At 73.0% G+C, this 16,582-nt stretch carries 15 protein-coding genes; 8 read left to right on the top strand and 7 right to left on the bottom strand.

The genetic code is table 11. The features are described from left to right. Positions 1-8: 8 nt before the first annotated feature. The 4 genes from ACGFW6_RS15400 (at position 9) to ACGFW6_RS15385 (ending at position 6,241) form a co-directional block, all read left to right on the top strand. Positions 9-1,493, top strand: coding sequence for a PLP-dependent aminotransferase family protein (locus tag ACGFW6_RS15400; RefSeq protein WP_393508705.1), 1,485 nt, complete (start codon positions 9-11; stop codon positions 1,491-1,493). 694 nt (positions 1,494-2,187) lie between these two features. Then, on the top strand, positions 2,188-4,485 hold the full coding sequence (locus ACGFW6_RS15395) for a PEP/pyruvate-binding domain-containing protein (RefSeq protein ID WP_393508702.1): 2,298 nt from the start codon (positions 2,188-2,190) through the stop codon (positions 4,483-4,485). After that, positions 4,482-5,402: a hypothetical protein gene (locus tag ACGFW6_RS15390; RefSeq protein ID WP_393508699.1), complete on the top strand. Its 921-nt coding sequence runs from the start codon at positions 4,482-4,484 to the stop codon at positions 5,400-5,402. The genes ACGFW6_RS15395 and ACGFW6_RS15390 overlap by 4 nt, the downstream gene beginning before the upstream one ends. Before the next feature lie 134 nt (positions 5,403-5,536). Next, positions 5,537-6,241 carry a dual specificity protein phosphatase family protein gene (locus tag ACGFW6_RS15385; protein WP_393508696.1) on the top strand — a complete coding sequence of 235 codons (705 nt, stop codon included), beginning with the start codon at positions 5,537-5,539 and terminating at the stop codon, positions 6,239-6,241. Between the two features lie 84 nt (positions 6,242-6,325). Here the strand turns inward: ACGFW6_RS15385 and ACGFW6_RS15380 are convergent, their stop codons facing one another. The 3 genes from ACGFW6_RS15380 to ACGFW6_RS15370 all read right to left on the bottom strand — a co-directional run bounded on the left by ACGFW6_RS15380 (position 6,326) and on the right by ACGFW6_RS15370 (position 8,312). Next, the gene (locus ACGFW6_RS15380; protein ID WP_393508693.1) at positions 6,326-7,114 is read right to left on the bottom strand and encodes an SAM-dependent methyltransferase; all 789 of its coding nucleotides are present in this window, start codon (positions 7,112-7,114) and stop codon (positions 6,326-6,328) included. Positions 7,115-7,196: 82 nt separating this feature from the next. Beyond that, positions 7,197-7,451 carry a DUF397 domain-containing protein gene (locus ACGFW6_RS15375; RefSeq protein ID WP_019757219.1) on the bottom strand — a complete coding sequence of 85 codons (255 nt, stop codon included), beginning with the start codon at positions 7,449-7,451 and terminating at the stop codon, positions 7,197-7,199. Next, complete coding sequence (locus ACGFW6_RS15370; RefSeq protein WP_393508690.1) at positions 7,452-8,312, bottom strand: helix-turn-helix transcriptional regulator; 861 nt, start codon at positions 8,310-8,312, stop codon at positions 7,452-7,454. Between the two features lie 282 nt (positions 8,313-8,594). Here ACGFW6_RS15370 and ACGFW6_RS15365 point away from each other — a divergent pair, with 282 nt between their 5' ends. From ACGFW6_RS15365 to ACGFW6_RS15355, 3 genes are all read left to right on the top strand, one after another. Next, positions 8,595-9,230 (top strand): ATP-binding protein, encoded by a 636-nt coding sequence (locus tag ACGFW6_RS15365; RefSeq protein WP_393508687.1) that lies wholly within the window; start codon positions 8,595-8,597, stop codon positions 9,228-9,230. Continuing rightward, the gene (locus tag ACGFW6_RS15360) at positions 9,221-9,655 is read left to right on the top strand and encodes a hypothetical protein (protein WP_393508684.1); all 435 of its coding nucleotides are present in this window, start codon (positions 9,221-9,223) and stop codon (positions 9,653-9,655) included. The genes ACGFW6_RS15365 and ACGFW6_RS15360 overlap by 10 nt, the downstream gene beginning before the upstream one ends. A 233-nt stretch (positions 9,656-9,888) precedes the next feature. Further along, complete coding sequence (locus ACGFW6_RS15355) at positions 9,889-11,751, top strand: ABC transporter ATP-binding protein (protein WP_393508838.1); 1,863 nt, start codon at positions 9,889-9,891, stop codon at positions 11,749-11,751. 22 nt (positions 11,752-11,773) lie between these two features. Here the strand turns inward: ACGFW6_RS15355 and ACGFW6_RS15350 are convergent, their stop codons facing one another. The 4 genes from ACGFW6_RS15350 to ACGFW6_RS15335 form a co-directional block, all read right to left on the bottom strand. Beyond that, positions 11,774-11,959: a hypothetical protein gene (locus tag ACGFW6_RS15350; RefSeq protein ID WP_393508681.1), complete on the bottom strand. Its 186-nt coding sequence runs from the start codon at positions 11,957-11,959 to the stop codon at positions 11,774-11,776. 153 nt (positions 11,960-12,112) lie between these two features. Beyond that, a complete protein-coding gene (locus ACGFW6_RS15345) occupies positions 12,113-12,802 on the bottom strand; it encodes a DUF899 domain-containing protein (protein ID WP_393508678.1) in 690 nt (229 codons plus the stop codon). 82 nt (positions 12,803-12,884) lie between these two features. Further along, positions 12,885-14,066, bottom strand: coding sequence for a cytochrome P450 (locus ACGFW6_RS15340; RefSeq protein WP_393508675.1), 1,182 nt, complete (start codon positions 14,064-14,066; stop codon positions 12,885-12,887). A 22-nt stretch (positions 14,067-14,088) separates the two neighbouring features. After that, positions 14,089-15,453, bottom strand: coding sequence for an amidohydrolase (locus ACGFW6_RS15335; RefSeq protein WP_393508672.1), 1,365 nt, complete (start codon positions 15,451-15,453; stop codon positions 14,089-14,091). A gap of 175 nt (positions 15,454-15,628) precedes the next feature. Between ACGFW6_RS15335 and ACGFW6_RS15330 the strand changes: the two genes are divergently transcribed. Next, positions 15,629-16,582, top strand: coding sequence for an endonuclease/exonuclease/phosphatase family protein (locus tag ACGFW6_RS15330; protein ID WP_393508669.1), 954 nt, complete (start codon positions 15,629-15,631; stop codon positions 16,580-16,582).

Here is a 16,582-nt window from a genome sequence, read left to right as displayed (position 1 = left end):
GCATTTCCATGGCAGATTCATGGGTCAATTCCTGGGCCGACACGGCACGACGGATCGGTGCCGATCTGCATCTGGACCTCGGGGAGTCGTCCGGGCCCGGCGGCCGGCGGGCCGCGTTGACCCGTGCGTTGCGCGACGCCGTGCGCAGTGGGCGGCTCGCGCCCGGCACCCGGCTGCCGCCGTACCGTTCGCTCGCCGCCGACCTCGGGGTCGCCCGCAACACCGTGGCCGACGCGTACGCGGAACTGGTCGCGGAGGGCTGGCTCACCGCCCGGCAGGGCTCGGGGACGAGCGTGGCGGAGCGGGCCGAGCCTCTGCGGGGCGCCGAGCGGGTGCCCGTGAAGGCGCCACCACGCGCGCGTGGCCCCCGGCACGACCTGCGGCAGGGCACGCCGGACGCGTCGGCGTTCCCGCGCACGGCCTGGCAGACCTCGTACCGGCGGGCCCTGCAGCAGGCGCCGAACGAGGTCTTCGGGCCGGGCGACCCCGCCGGGCGCGTCGAACTGCGCGAGGCGCTCACCGAGTACCTGGCACGTGCGCGGGGCGTACGCACCGAGCCGGACCGGATCGTGATCTGCTCCGGCTTCGCGCACGCCCTGCGGCTGCTGTTCGGGCAGGACAGGGCCGGAGGCGGCGGCGTGCTGCGCGGGCCGCTGGCCGTTGAGGCGTACGGGCTGGGCTTCCACCGGGAACTGCTCACCGCCGCGGGCGTACGGACCGTACCGCTCCCTCTCGACGAGAACGGGGCACGCGTCGACCGGCTGGCGCGGGAGCGGGCCGTGCTGCTCACGCCGGCACACCAGTTCCCGACCGGCGGCCCGCTGCACCACGAGCGGCGCGCCGCCGTGATCGACTGGGCACGCGCGCGTGGCGGCGTGGTCCTGGAGGACGACTACGACGGCGAGTTCCGTTACGACCGCAAGCCCGTCGGAGCCGTCCAGGGCCTCGATCCGGAGCGGGTGATCTTCGTCGGCTCGGTCAGCAAGAGCCTGTCGCCGGCGTTGCGTCTGGGGTGGATGGTGCTGCCTGAGCGCTACGTCGGCGACGTGCTCGCGGCCAAGGGCGAGCGCGAGGCGTGGGCGAGCGTCCTCGATCAGCTGAGCCTCGCCGACTTCATCGTCTCCGGGGCGTACGACCGTCATGTACGGCGTATGCGGCAGCGCTACCGGAGCCGCCGGGACCGTCTCGTGGCCGCCCTCGCCGAGCACGCGCCGCATGTCGAGGTGACGGGTGTCGCCGCCGGGTTGCACGCGGTGCTGCGGCTGCCGCCCGGCACCGAGCGGTCCACGGTGAAGGCGGCCACCTGGCAGGGCGTCGCCCTGGACGGCCTCGCCGAGTTCCGTCACCCGGACGCGTCCGAGAGGGAGATGCCGGCCCGCGACGGCATCGTCGTCGGCTACGGCACGCCCTCGGAGCACGCGTACGGGGCGGCGCTGGACGCGCTGTGCGGGGTGCTGCCCCCGGCGGAGGAGCCGGCGCCCGGCACCGCCTGAGGGGCCCAGCGCACCGACGGCAAGCCGGCCCGGCCCTGCCCACTCACGGCACCCCGCCCGCGAACGCCCCGGCGCGCACCCCGACCACGAACGCCCCGGCGCACCTCGACCACGAACGCCCCGGCGCGCACCCCGCTCGCGGGAGACCTCCAGCCGCGCACCCAGCCGTCAAAACAGCCGACTGCCACGCATCCCGCCCCCCGAAGGGCCGACGGCCACGCATCCCGCCCCCGAAGGGCCGACAGCAGCGCACCCCGCCCGCAACCAGCCGACCTCCGCCCACCCCCACCCCACACCCCACACCCCGCACCCAGCACCCAGCACCCAGCACCCAGCACCCAGACGTACACCCAACCGTCGGCCAACAGCCGACGGCCGCCCGCCCCGTCTCCTGCCCGCGAACGAGCCGCCCGCCCCGCATCCTGCCCCCGAAGGAGCCGCCGTCTGCTGCCGCCGGACGAGTCGGCCCGGCCCGGCATACTGCCGCGCTCTGATTTGTTCTCCTATCTGTCCGAAAAGTGGCTTCCGGGCTACATGCAGCCAAACAGGAGTGGGATCATCGGAGCAGGAGGCGTGCTGTAGTCGCACCCTGACCGGGCCGGCAACCGGCTCGCCCCCATCCTTCGTTCCGTCGTCAGGCGCAGGGCCACCCCGCGCGTCCCCCCTGTTGGCGGTCGGTCCTGGAGGGTGTGCGATGACGACTCTCTACGAACGTCATGGAGAAGGTGCCCGCGGCGGGGACGAGCACAGGGAAGACGTCGCCCTGGGACAGGTCGGGACGTACGGCGGCCCCGCGCCGGTACCGTCGGCCGTGGTCCCGCTGGACCGGCCCGGCACCGGGCTCTTGCGGCTGATGGGGTCCAAGGCCGCGAACCTCGCCCGGGCGGCCGGAGCCGGACTGCCCGTCCTCCCCGGGTTCGTGATCCCGCACCGCACCGGCGGCGACACGCTCGACATGGTCGCCCTGCGACGGGCCTGGGACGCGCTCTCCGAGGGCGGCATCCGCCCCCTCGTCGTGCGGTCCTCGTCGCCGCAGGAGGACACCGAGGAGTCCTCGCTGGCGGGCCGGTTCGCCTCGGTGCTGGATGTGCGCGGCTGGCGGGACTTCCTCGCCGCCGTACGGACCGTGCTCGACTCGGCCGTGCAGCCCGACGGGTCCACGGCGCCGATGGCGGTGCTGGTGCAGCCCATGCTGGCCGCCCGGGCCGGCGGTGTGATGTTCGGTGCCGACCCGGTGACGGGGCGGTCCGACCGGACGCTGGTCAGCGCGGTGCGTGGCGGGCCCGACACCTTGGTCGACGGCACGCGGAGCGGCACCGGCTACTGGCTCAGCGCACACGGGCGGCTGCTGCGGACCGATCCGGCCGACGAGAGCCGGCCGGCCGCGCCGACGGGCGCCCCACCGGAGCCGGCGGGTCCGCCGCTCACGCGCGCCGAGCTGTTCCGGCTGGCGCGGCTCGCGCGGCGGGTGCGGAAGGTCTTCGGCGCGCCGCAGGACGTCGAGTTCGCCTTCGACGCCGACGGGCGGCTGTGGCTGTTCCAGAGCAGGCCCATCACCGCGATGGCGGCGCGGCCGGAGCGCGGGGCCCGGCTGCTCGGGCCCGGTCCGGTGGCGGAGACGCTGCCCGGACAGCTCGCGCCGCTGGAGGAGGACCTGTGGGTGGCGCCGATGGCCCGTGGCCTCGCCGCCGCGCTCGACATCGGGGGCACCGCGCCGCGCCGGCTGCTGAGGTCGGTGCCGGTGGTGCTGACGGTCGACGGACGCGCGGCCGCCGACCTGCGCCTGCTCGGTACGGTGCCGCCGCGGCACCGCTGGCTCGCGCTGCTCAACCCGGCGCCCGGAGCACGCAGGCTCGGCGCGGCCTGGCGGATGGGCCGTCTCGCCGCCTCCCTGCCCGGTCTGGCGACCGACCTCGTCGCCGACGTCGACCGGCGTCTCGCCGAGATCCCGTCCCCGACGTCGCTGTCCGGCACCGCCCTGGCCGCCGAGCTGCGCTGGACGCGCCGGGTCCTGGTCCCGCTGCACGCCCAGGAGGCCCTCGCCGGTGCCCTCCTGCGCGAACCCGCACGGAGCCGGACGGCCGCCGGCACCGCCCTGGCCGCCCTGGCCGAGGCCCGCGCCCGGGGCGTCCCCGACGATCAGGTGGTCGCCTCGGAGCCCGTCGTCCTGGCCCTCACCGCACCGAGTCTGCGCGGCCGGGAACGGCTGCCGCGGGCGGCGCTCCCGCCGGCCAGGCCGACGTCCGGCGCCGGACGGACACCGGACACCGGGGAACGCCCGCGGCCGCACGTCGGGCCACAGCACTCCGCGCCCGCCGACGCCCTGAGCAGCGCGGCCCTCGCCGGCTACGCCACGCCGTTCACGCGAACCCCCGGCCCCACCGCGAACACACGCCTCACCGCCCTCCCGACCCGAGAGGCCCTGCGCCTGCGCGTCCGCTGGGTGCAGGAACTCCAGGTACGGCTCGTCCGCGAGGTGGCCCTGCGGCTGGACATGGAGGCCGAACGCGTCGGACTGCTGCGGTGGACGGAACTGGCCCACGTACTGGACGGCGGCCCGCTGCCCGGCGACCTCCACGCGCGCGTGCCGCACCCCGCCTCGCCCCCGCTGCCGGACGAGTTCCGGCTGGCGGACGGCCGGGTCGTCGCCGCCGGGCGCGACGGCGGCCGGGACGACGGGGTGCGGGGCGTGTCCGCCGGCCGTGCGGTCGGGACCGTATGGGACGGGTCGGGGCCTCGGCCCGCGGACGCGGTGCTGGTCGTCCGCACGCTGGACCCCGCGCTCGCCCCGATGCTGCCCGGCCTGACCGGCCTGGTGGCGCAGACCGGCAGCCCGTTGTCGCATCTGGCCGTCCTGGCCCGGGAGTTCGGGCTTCCCGCGGTCGTCGGCACGCGGGACGCCGTGCGCCGCTTCCCGCCGGGCTCGCGGCTCGCGGTGGACGGGACCGCCGGTGTCGTTCGGCTGGACGTACGACCGGGGGACGCGCCATGAGAAAGATCGCCTATGTCTTCGCAGCGCTCGCCGCGACCGGCGCGGGCACCTACCTGATCGTCTATCTGTACCGGTGGCAGTGGCAGCGCGCGATGATCTGCGGCGTCCTGTTGCTGGTCGTCGAGGTTCTGCTGTTCGGCCTGGTGACGCTGGGGCGGCTGAACCGGATCGAGGGGCGGCTGCGCGACACCGACCGACGTCAGCGGGAGCTGGACGCCCGCCAGGAGGACGTGCTGGCCCGGCTGCGCGAGCCGGCCCTGGCACGGGAGGAGACCCGGTTCCGCTGGCTGGAGGACCCGGCCGACCGGTCGTACGTCTTCGTGCCGGTCCTGATGGTCGCCGGGGTGGTGCTGTCCGGGCTGGCGTGGGTGGTGCAGAAGGTCGCGTCGGCCACGGCCGCGCCCGCCGAGCGGCGCCTGGCCGGACGGCTGGCTGTCCTCGCGGCGCCCGATCCGGCGGCCTCCGGCGATCTGGAGGACCTGCCGGCGCCCGGCAGGGGTGCCGGACACCGCATGGCCCGCGTGACCACCGTCGGCGCTCTCTCCGTCGCTCTGCTCGCCGTGCTGATCGTGGCCCTCGCCGACCTCACGCAGACCCGCTCCGAGGAGACCAACGAGCACCGGGCGACCTCGGTCCTCGTCCAGGTCGATCTGCGGGGCCCGGACACGTCGACCGGTCGGCGGGCGCTGGCCGCGCAGCAGATCTGGGAGGGCTGCCGGGACTCCACCTCCGCCCCGCTGCGGCACGCGCCCCTCGGCGACCTGGGGAACGGCATGTTCGCCGGGGTCGTCCGGCCCGCCCTGACCGACCACGACCTCATGCGGCTGCGCGGCTGCCTGGAGGACGCGACTCTGGAGCGCGCGCACCTCACGGTGGTGGCGGTCAGTGACGTGGAGTCCGGCGACGACTCACGGTGACCGTATGGACCGGTCGGCCAACCGGACATGACAAGTGAGACGTATTGCACAAAAAAGGACATACGGCCCATTGATCGCCATCTCGGGGGTACTCTTCCTGGGCGCCCACCGTCCCCTAGTCCCCCGGGTCGCCCATGGCTGTCCTCTCCGCCACCCCGCCCCGCCCTGCCCTCCGCAAGCGCCCACTGCCCCAGCGCGTGCTGCGGGTCCTCATCGGCATCCTGATCGGTTACCTCGTCCTGTGGGCAGTAGGCGCAGGCGGCATCCTGGGCCTGTCCTACCTGACCCGCGCGGAGACGCCCGCACCCGCCGGAACGCGCGCCGTCCAGGGCGTGAACCACTTCCAGCCGGTGGACTCCGAGGGCCGCCTGTGGCGCGGCTCCGCACCTTCCCCGGCCGGTTACCGGGCTCTTGAGGGCATGGGCATCACCACCGTGGTCGACCTGCGCGCCGAGGACATGAGCACGGCCGAACTGGCCGAGCCGGGCAAGGCCGGACTCAACGTCGTACGCCTGCCGATCCGTGACGGCCAGACGCCGTCGCCCAAGCAGGTGCAGCGCTTCCTCGACGTCGTCTCGTCGACGTCCGGCCCGGTGTTCGTGCACTGCGGCGCGGGTGTCGGCCGTACGGGCGCGATGGTCGCCGCGTACCTCGTGAACACCGGCGAGGAGTCGCCGTCGCAGGCGGTCCGGCGCAACCTCGCGGTCGGCCCGCCCTCGATCGAGCAGATCTGGTACGGGCTGAACCTCAGCCCGGCCAAGGCGGAGCAGCCGCCGCTGCCGGTGACGATCGTCAGCCGCCTGGTGGACGCGCCGCGGCGCATCATGTCGTACCTGTAGACCGGTGATCGCGGGGCCCGAAGAGGCCCCGTGGATCACGGGGCCGTACCCGCAGCCGTGGCTGCCGGTACGGCCTCGGTCGTCCTACGGCTTGCGTCCCACCGCCCCGTAGCCGGGAATGACCCCGTCCTCCTGCCCCGGCACGGGCTCCCCGAGGTCGGGGTGCCACTGGTGGGGCACCTCCACCCCCGGCGGGACCAGTTCGAGGCCGTCGAAGAAGCGGGTGAACTCCTCGCGGGAGCGCAGCGCCAGCGTGACGCCCGCCGCCTTGAGCTTCTCGGTCGCCGCCTTCGACTCCTCGGGAGTGAAGTCGGCGGTCGCGTGGGTCACCACCAGGTAGCTGCCCGAGGGGAGCTCGGACAGCAGCCGGCCGACCAGTTCGTGCGCGCCGTCCTCGTCGGAGACGAAGTGCAGCAGCGCGACGAGGGAGAGCGCGACCGGACGGCTGAAGTCCAGGACTTTTCGGGCGCCCTCGACGATGGCGGCCGGGTCGCGCACGTCGGCCTGGAGGTACTCGGTGACACCTTCGTCCGTGCCGCGCAGCAGGGCCGCCGCGTGGGCCAGCACGATCGGGTCGTTGTCGCAGTAGACGACCCGCGCGTCGGGGGCGATGCGCTGGGCGATCTGGTGGAGGTTCGGCTCGGTCGGGATACCGGTGCCGACGTCCAGGAACTGCCGTACGCCCTGCCGGGCGAGCCAGCGGGTGGACCGGTGCATGAACGCCCGGTTCACCCGCGCCATCACGGGGACACGCGGGTCGAGGGCCAGCATCTGCTGCCCCATGGCCTCGTCGACGGGGTAGTTGTCCTTCCCGCCGAGATACCAGTCGTACATCCGCGCGGGATGCGGCTTGCTGGTGTCGATCTCGGTCATAAGGCACTCCGTAACACGCAATGGATTATCAACTAAGCACCAGATCAAGGAAGTTGCAGGAGAGAAGAGATAGGCAAACAGCTCAGGACAGCAGGAAGTCGGCCTCCCCCGCCTTGGCGCCCTCGATGAACGCCGTCATCTCGTCCGTGGTGTAGATCAGCGCCGGCCCGTCCGGGTCGGTCGACTGACGCACGGCGATCCGGCCGTCGGCGAGTTTCATCGCCTCCAGGCAGTTGCCGCCGTTGCCCCCGCTCCACGGCTTGTGCCAGCCCTCGCTGCCCAAGTCCCGCGCGGGCATGCCGTTGTAGACGCGTATGCGCGGCTTGATGCGATCCATTCACAGCTCCTTGCGGAGATCCCGCAGGATCTCCTTCGTGCGATGTGCCGTAGCGGCCTGCGCCGCCATGCGGTCCATGACCTCGAGATGGGTCGCCACCTCGGCGCGCGCGTCGAGATAGACGGCGCCGGTCAGGTACTCGCTGTAGACCATGTCCGGCAGTTCTGACATGGCAAATCGGAACAGCACGAAGGGCCCGTACGTGCCGGGGTGCGGCCCGCTCGCGAACGGGGCCACCTGAAGCGTCACGTTGGGCAGCTTCGCGGCTTCCAGCAGTCTGTCGATCTGAGCACGCATCACCTCCGGGCCGCCCACCTGGCGGCGCAGCACGGTCTCGTCCATCACGACCCACAGCCGGGGCGCGTCCTCCCGGGTGAGCAGTCGCTGGCGTTGCATGCGCAGGGCGACATGGCGCTCGATGTCGTCGGGGCTGGTCTGGCCGATGGCGCCGGACATGAGCACGCCGCGCGCGTAGTCCTCGGTCTGGAGCAGGCCGGGCACGAAGTGGGGTTCGTACGACCGGATGAGGGCCGCGGCACCCTCCAGGCTGACGTACATGGAGAACCAGCCGGGCAGGATGTCGTGGAAGCGCTGCCACCAGCCGGGCTTGTTGGCCTCCTCGGCCAGCGTCACGAACGCCTCGGCCTCCCCCTCGGAGATGCCGTAGGCCTTCAGCAGCAGTTGGAGGTATGGGATCTTGAGACTGACCTCGGCCATCTCCATACGGCGGACCGTCGCGGGGGCGACGCGCAGGACACGGGCGGCCTCCTCACGCTTGAGCCCGGCACGCTCCCGCAGGTCCAACAGGCGCCGACCCAGGACGACCTGACCGACCGTCGGCGCGGACCGCGGCTCGCTCACGCTCCACCTCCACGAATGAATCCGTACGCATCCCTGCAGACCGACCGAGTCGGACCGACTGAATATAGACAGACGGACCGGAGCCCGGACGAGCAACTGAACGCCGACAGGCCGACGGCGCCATTCGAAGACCTATTCGAAGATCGCGGCGGATCTCCGGTGATCCCAACTGGCGCCGTTCGACATGCTGTTGCGAGCAGTGTGCCACGGCCTTCCAGAGAGTCACACAGCACTCTGCATTTTTCAGAGTGACACTTGCCAAGTGTTCACGGCGGGGCGATAGTGGCAAGCGTGATTCCGTCCCCGCCCTTAGGAACAGACGCCACTGTGGTCCCCCACGGCCTCGGTGCACCCACGGGAGTCGGCCCCCAGCGGGGCGTCGGCGCCGAGCGCCGGTTCCGGTTCGAACTGGCCGCGCATCCGGGTTCTCCCGCCCAGGCCAGACGCCTGACCAGGGCGCGGCTGAACGGCTGGTCGGTGTGCGAGGACACCTGCGACACGGCGGCTCTCGTCGTGTCCGAGCTGGTCACCAACGCGATCGTGCACACGGCCAGCGAGCACATAGTGTGCGAACTGCACGACGGCACCGATCTGGTGCGCATAGCCGTGCGCGACGAGGGATGCGCGCCGGGCGAGCCACACCCGGCGCCGGCGCGTCCCGAGGAGGAGCACGGGAGGGGACTGCTCCTCATAGACGCCCTCTGTCACGCCTGGGGGGCTCGGGAACACGGGACCGGACTGGTGGTCTGGGCCGATCTGCCACGCGGGACCGCCCTCGGCGACCTGCTGAGCACCGACCAGGGACCCCGCTCCGACCTCGGCTGGGGATCCCGGCCCAAGCCGGGTCCGCCCGGTGGCCCGGGGGACGACGAGGCCGAGGCGCGACACGACAGGGGAACGGGATCCGCATGGCTGTGAGCGGCGTGTCCGGCGGCGGTCAGGTGCTGAGCCTGGATTCGCTGGTCCGCTTCCGCCGCGGCATGCGCACATCCGCCGCCCCGCGCCGCCTGCCCGTTCCGGAGGGGATGACGGCTCCCCTGGGCTGCGACGCGGTGGCGGTTCCCGCCCGCTTCGGTCCGCTGGTCCTGCCCCGGCTGCCGCGCGTGGGGTGCGTGTACGCCGACGACGTGCACTGGTGGTGGATCGTCCCCTCGGACTCCGACTACGCCCTGGAGTGGCCGGCCTCGGTGCGCTACAGCACGGGAGCGGTCGCCACCGACACCCCGCGGCTGATCCACCGGCCGGACGGCACGGTGCCGTACACCCCGCCGATCCCGCTGTATCTGGCGCTGTGCAGGGTCATGGGGACGACGCCGAGCTGGTCCAAGCAGATCACGGCGTGAGGCCCGGCGGACCCGTCCGTCGTTCCTGAACACGGGCACCCGGCGGCGTACGCCCGCGTGCACCTCTCCCCCTCACCCACGCCCTCCCCCGGACGTCCCCGCCCCGCCATAGTGGCCCTCCGTCGTCGAGGGTGGTCGGGGGAGGGTGTGCGGTGGGGAAGAAACAGGGCGCCGGTGAGGCTCGGGTCTCGGAGTCGGAGCGGCTGCTCTTCGGAGGGCCGCTGCGCTATGACATGGGGTGGAACCAGCACCGGGACGCGTTCCTGGAGCTGAGCCTGCGGGCCATGGTGACGCGACTGCCGTCCCTGCTGGGGTCGAGTTTCCGGCTCGCCTGGCAGGCCGACCGGCGGGCGGCGCGGACCGTGCTGGCGGCCGAGGTGAGCCGGGGCCTGGCGCAGGCGGTCGGGCTGCTCGCCGTCAACAGCGTGCTGGGGCGGCTGATCGAGGGCGGGCCGCTGGCGGAACGGCTGCGCGGCGCCGTTCCCGCACTCCTCGCCATGGCCGCCGTGATGGTGGTCTCGACGCTGCTGCGGGCCGCGTCGACGTACGCCACCGGACGCCTGGAGCCCAAGGTGGAGCGAGTGGCGACCGAGCTGTACCTGGAGCGCGCGGCGGCCGTGGAGCTGGCCGCGATCGAGGACCATGCCTTCCACAAGCTGCTGGACACCGCGCAGTACGGCGCCTCCTCCGCCCGGCGCATGATCTCCTACAGCGCCCGGGTCGTGAACGCGGCCATCTCGCTGATCGCCGCGGCCGGTGTGCTCGCCGTGCTGCACCCCGCCCTGCTGCCGCTCCTCGCCACCATGACGCTGCCCAGCGCCTGGAGTGCCCTGACCAACGCCCGGCGCCGCTACGAGTCCTTCCACACCTGGGTCCAGCACGCCCGCGCCGGCCATCTGATCAGCGGGCTGCTGACGGAACCCGCCGCCGCGCCCGAGATCCGGGTGCACGGGGTCGGACCGTTCCTGCTGCGCCACTACCGGGCGATGTCGGAGACCGCGGAGGCGGAGCAGGCCCGGCTCGCCCGGCTCGCCGCGCGCACCGGGCTCATCGCGGCGGCGTGGACGGGGCTCGCGACCGTGGCGACGTACGCGACGCTGGGCGGCCTGCTGCTCGCCGGCGCCATGGCGCTGTCGGTGGCGGGCACGGCCGTGATCGCCATCCGCACCGGGTCGTCGAGCCTGGACAGCCTCGTCCTGGAGGTCAACGCGCTCCACGAGGAGGCGCTGTTCGTGGGCGATCTGCAGCGGCTCTACGTCGAGGCGGCGGAGCGGGCGATCCCGGTCGGCGGTGCCGCGCTGCCCGAGGATCCCCGGGAGATCCGCTTCGAGAACGTCAGCTTCTCCTATCCGGGCGAGTCCGCCCGCCCCGCCCTCGACGACGTCACGCTCACCCTGCCCCTCGGCCGGATCGTCGCGCTGGTCGGCGAGAACGGCTCCGGCAAGACCACCCTGGTCAAGCTGCTCGCCGGGCTGTACACCCCGGACCGGGGCCGCATCCTGTGGGACGACGTCGACGCCGCCGGCGCCGACCGGCACCAACTCGCCGAGCGCATCGCGATGGTGGCCCAGGACTTCAAGCGCTGGCCGTTCACCGCCCGGGTCAATGTGGCCGTGGGCCGCTCCTCCGCACCCCTCACCGAGGAACGGCTGGCCACCTCGGTCGCCGAGGCCGGGGCCGAGGAGGTGGTGGCGGATCTGCCGCGCGGCCTGGACACCCTGCTGGCCCGCCAGTTCAACGGCGGGCACGAGCTGTCCGGCGGTCAGTGGCAGCGGCTCGGGATCGCGCGGGCCGCCTACCGGCGGGGCCGCATCCTGATCGTGGACGAGCCGACGGCGGCCCTGGACGCACGGGCCGAGCTGGAGGTGTTCGAGAAGATCCGCGCCCTGGCCTCCACCGGGCAGACGGTCGTCCTCATCACGCACCGGCTGGCGTCCGTCCGCCATGCCGACCTGGTGCACGTCCTCGACCAGGGCCGGCTCGTGGAGTCCGGGACTCCGGACGAGTTGCTGGCCACCGGCGGTGTCTACGCGGAGCTGTACTCGCTCCAGGCCGAGCAGTTCACGACACGGGTGCCCGCGCCGAAGGCGGGCTGACCGGCACGCCCCTGCCCGGGGCTCAGGCGGCGGCGTCCAGCGCGACGTCACCGCGGACGATCACCAGGAACGCGTCCGTCGCGAGGTCCATGACGACCTCGGCGGGCAGTCCCTCCATGCGTCGCGCGTGTGCGAACTCCTCCGCCGGCCACGAGCCGCGCGGCCCGCCCGCGGGAAAGCGTTCGAGCACTGTTCGCCCGTTCACCATCCTGACCTCCGATAAGCGTCGTACTTGTAGGAGTTAACGCCTGCCGGAGGGGAATCGCCTCGCTCAGTGACGGGACTGAGACGTAGTTGACACTCGTTCACCGCTCTGTGTGAGCACCGGCTCACTCACGATGATCATTCGCTACGTCCCGTGTCAGTCGTCGTACTCGTCGTGATAGCGGACGCGTTCGCTGCCCGCGGGCGCCCCGAGTGCCGACGCGCGCCCCTTGGGTTCCTCCCACTCCTCCTGCCGGCCCAGCGCGGTGAGGTCGAGGAAACCGGTGGTCGAGCCCAGTCCGTCCAGGCCGCGCTCGTAGGTCGAGTAGGTGTGGAAGACGCGGTCCCGCTCCCGCAGGAAGCAGCTGACGCCCGGCCGCTCCACCAGCTCGCCGTCGTGCTCCAGGGTCACCTCGAAGTCGCGGTTGAAGTCGCTGCCGTACGACGAGAACCAGGGCAGCGTCCAGCCCATGCGGGCCTTGAACGGCAGGATCCGGGTGTAGGGCGCCCGGGAGACGGCGACGAGCGTGGTCCCGCGCGCCTTCAGATGCGCCAGGTGCCCGATCTGGTCGAGGAACCCGGAGCAGCTGCGGCAGCCCGCCTCCCACTCGGGGGCGAACATGAAGTGGTAGACGACGAGTTGGTGCCGTCCCTCGAAGAGATCGAGCAGGGTCGCCTTGCCGTCGCCGCCCTCGAAGACGTACTCGTCCTCGACCTCCACCATGGGCAGTCCGCGCCGCTCGGCGTTGAGGGCGTCACGCGCGCGTGTGGCCGCCTTCTCCTTGACCAGCAGTTCCTCACGTGCCGCGCGCCACTGCTCGCGCGAGACGATCTCCGGAAGCGACATGGCAGGCCCCTCCTGTGCAACGGTCCGTTCGGGGTGGTGACCGCGGGCGGAGGCGGAACTCATCGCCGGGCGCGAAGAATTCTCAGAAATTCTTCGCGGAGTACGACACCGGCAGCGTGAGCAGGCCACGCGCGCGCAGGGAGCGGCGCCACCGGAGGTCGCCGTCCGCGAGGGCGAGTTCGGGGAACCGTTCCAGGAGGGCGGTCAGGGCGATCTCGGTCTCGGCGCGGGCCAGCGGCGCGCCCAGGCAGTGGTGGACGCCGCGGCCGAGGGCGAGGTGCCCGGAGGTGTCGCGGGTGAGGTCGAGGCGGTCGGGGTCGGGGAAGCGGGCCGGGTCGCGGTTGGCGGCGGCGAGGGACAGCAGGACGGTCTCGCCGGCCGGCACGACGACCCCGCCGATGGTCATGTCCTCGGTGGGGAAGCGGCGGATGGCGAGCAGGGCGGGGCCCTCGAAGCGGTGGAACTCCTCCACCGCGGCCGCCATGCGCTTGGGATCCTCGCGCAGGGCGGCGAGCTGTCCGGGGTGCTGGAGGAGGGCCAGCACCGCGTTCCCGATGAGCTGGACGGTGTTCTCGTAGCCGGCGAACAGGATGAGGAAGGCGAGGGACATCAGCTCGTCCTCGCTGAGCCGGTCGCCCCCCTCGCGGACCGCGATCAGGTCGGAGAGCAGGTCGTCGCCGGGCTCCTCACGCTTGTCGGCGAGGAGTTCGCCGAAGAAGCCGAGCATGGCGACGACCGCCGCCTTGGCGTCCTGCGGGCGCGTCGGGTCGGGGGCGATGAGGGTGTCGGTCCAGACCCGGAAGTCACGCCGGTGCCGGTCGGGGACACCGAGCAGGTCGCAGATGACGGTGATGGGCAGCGGCGCCGCGTAGGAGGCGATCAGATCGGTGGTGCCGTGCGGGCCGAGGGCGTCGAGCAGCCGGTCGGCGGTCTCGCGGATGGGCGCGCGCAGTTCCTCCACGCGGCGCGCGGTGAAGGCCCGCACGACCAGCCGGCGGATACGGGTGTGGTCGGGCGCCTCCATGTTGAGGAGGTTGGCGTCCAGGGCGGGCGGCAGCGAGAGGCCCTGGTAATTGCCTTCCCTCGCGTGCCGCTTGTCCACGGAGAGCCGAGGGTCGGCCAGTGCCTCGCGCACGTCCTGGTACCGGGTGACGACCCAGGCCGGGTTGCCGTCGGCGCCGGCGATGCGGTGCACCGGCGCGGTGTCGCGCAGGCGCCGGTACACGTCGTGGGGGTGGTCGATGAGGCCGTCGGCGGGATCCATGGGGATCAGCCTAGAGGCGGCCTCAGGTGTCGTAGTCCTGGATCCGCCCGCCGTGGCCGCGGTCGAGGAGGGCGGGCATGCGCTCGGCCAACTCCCTCACGACGGACGGCACATCGATGGTGAGCAGCTCGCGGTCGCGCATCAGGATCCGTCCGTCGACGATGGTCGTGCGCACGTCGCAGGAGCGGGCGCTGTGCACGAGGGTCGCGGCGAGGTCGTGCACCGGCTGGGTGTGCGGGCCGCCGAGGTCGACCAGGACGATGTCGGCGCGCCGGCCGGGTGCGAGGGTGCCGAGACGGTCGCCGAGTCCCACCGCGCGGGCGCTCTGGAGCGTGGCGTGATGCAGGGCTTGACGTGCCGTCAGCCGGCGCGGGTCACCGGTGGCCGACTTCTGGACGAGGGCGGTGAGCGCCATCGACTCCCATACGTCGAGGGAGTTGTTGGAGGCGGCGCCGTCCGTGGCGAGGCCGACGGGGACGCCGATGTCGTGCAGGGCGCGTACGGGCGTGGTGGTGGGCCAGGCGAACTTCAGGTAGCCGCGCGGGGCGGTGGCGACGGCCGTGGTGCCCTCGGCGGCTTCGAGGAGCGGCAGGTCGCTGTCGAGGATGCCGGTGCCATGGGCGATGAGGACGTCGGTGTCGAGGATGCCGGTACGCCGGAGCACCTCGATGGGGGTGACGCCGTGCCGGGCGAGGCTGGTCTCGGCCTGGTCGCGGTTCTCGGCGGCGTGGAGATGGACGGGCAGGCCGTGGGCCCGGGCGAGGTCGGCGGTGGCGGCGAGGTCGGCGTCGTCGACGGTGTAAGGGGCGTGCGGGGCCAGGGCGGTGGTGATGCGACCGCCGGCGCCGCCCCGGTGCCGCAGCGCGAACTCCAGCGACCTCTCCCGCCCTTGCGGGCCCTGGGAGGAGAAGTACGCCTCGCCGAGGTGCGCCCTGATCCCGCACTCCTCGACGACGGCGGCGACGGCGTCCATCGAGAAGTAGTGATCGGCGAAGCAGGTCACCCCGCCCCGGATCATCTCGGCACAGGCGAGCCGCGCCCCCAATTCCACGTCCTTCGCCGTGAGGTTGGACTCGATCGGCCACACGACGTCGTTGAACCACTCCTCGATGGGCAGGTCCTCGGCGACGCCGCGCAGGGTGACCATCGGGGCGTGCGTGTGACAGTTGACCAGACCGGGAAGCGCGACCTGCCCGGCGGCCTCGATCCGCTCGACGGCGTCCCGCCCGCGCACGGCGTCGACGCTCGTGACCGCTTCGACGACTCCGTCGCGGACGACGATGGCGGCGTTCTCCTCGAACCCGATCCTCTCCTGATCGTCGTGCACGAGGACGGTGCATCCGGTGATGACGAGGTCGGCGGGAGCTTCTGCGGGAGAAGGCGTCATCACGCCAACGTACGACGCGGTCGTCGGGCCGTGTGAGGTGAACCGCGCATCCCGGTCAGGGGTCTGTCGCACGGGCCCGGCGCCCGGGCACGCTGGCCTCGTCACGGCCTGCCCGCCGGCCGCACCACGGCCCCGGGGCGGCATCGCGGCCTACGGCTTCTGGAAGGAGCCCGGCATGCTCCTCGGCACCTGGAACCTGGAGAACCTCTACCGGCCCGGCGGCGAGTTCGGCCCCAAGGACAAGGCGGCGTACGAGACGAAGCTCGCGGCACTGGCCGCGGTCGTCACCGATCTCGACCCCGCGCTGCTCGGCGTGCAGGAGGTCGGGGACCCGGAAGCCCTGAGCGACCTGGCCGGGATGCTGTCCGGTGACTGGCACGTCGCGCTCTCCGGGCACCCGGACGGCCGCGGCACAAGGGTCGGCTTCCTCAGCCGCACCGCGCTGCGCGTCCTGCACGACACGTCCGCCTTCCCGCAGCGGCTGAAGCCGGTGCAGACGGACGACGACGGCGGCACCGTCCCGGGCGCGGGCCGGGGCTTCCTCGCGGTGGAGACGGAACCGGAGCCGGGGTCCGGGCCGCTGCGGGTGGCCGTCGCCCACCTCAAGTCGAAACTGCTGTCCTACCCCGGGGGCCGCTTCAACCCGCGGGACGAGGGCGAACGCGCCCGCTACGGCGCCTACGCCCTGTACCGGCGGGCGGCCGAGGCGACGGCGCTGCGCGCGCTGGCGGACGTACTGCTGGCCGGAAAGGGAGGCGAGCGGGACGTGGCGGTCGTCGGCGACCTGAACGACGAGGTGCAGGCCGCGACCACCCAGATCCTGCTGGGCCCGCCCGGCTCGGAGATCGGCACGCCCGGCTTCGAGGTGAAGGACAAGGGCGACGCGGTCCGCCTGTGGAACGTGGCACCGCTGATCCCGGCCGGGCAACGCTTCTCACGCGTCAACTCCGGCCGGCGCGAGCTGATCGACCACGTCCTGTGCAGCCACCACCTGATCGGGCGGGTGACGGCGGCGGGAACGGGGGCCGCGGGGGCTCCGGAGCTGCCGTCGATCGGGGCGGATCCGCAGGAACGACGGGGCAGGCCGGGCTCGGACCACGCCCCCGTCTGGGTGCGGATCGGGGACTAG

The sequence above is a fragment of the Streptomyces sp. Y7 genome (genome assembly GCF_043195415.1).
Taxonomy (GTDB): Bacteria; Actinomycetota; Actinomycetes; order Streptomycetales; family Streptomycetaceae; genus Streptomyces.
This window is presented reverse-complemented; position numbering and strand designations above follow the sequence as displayed.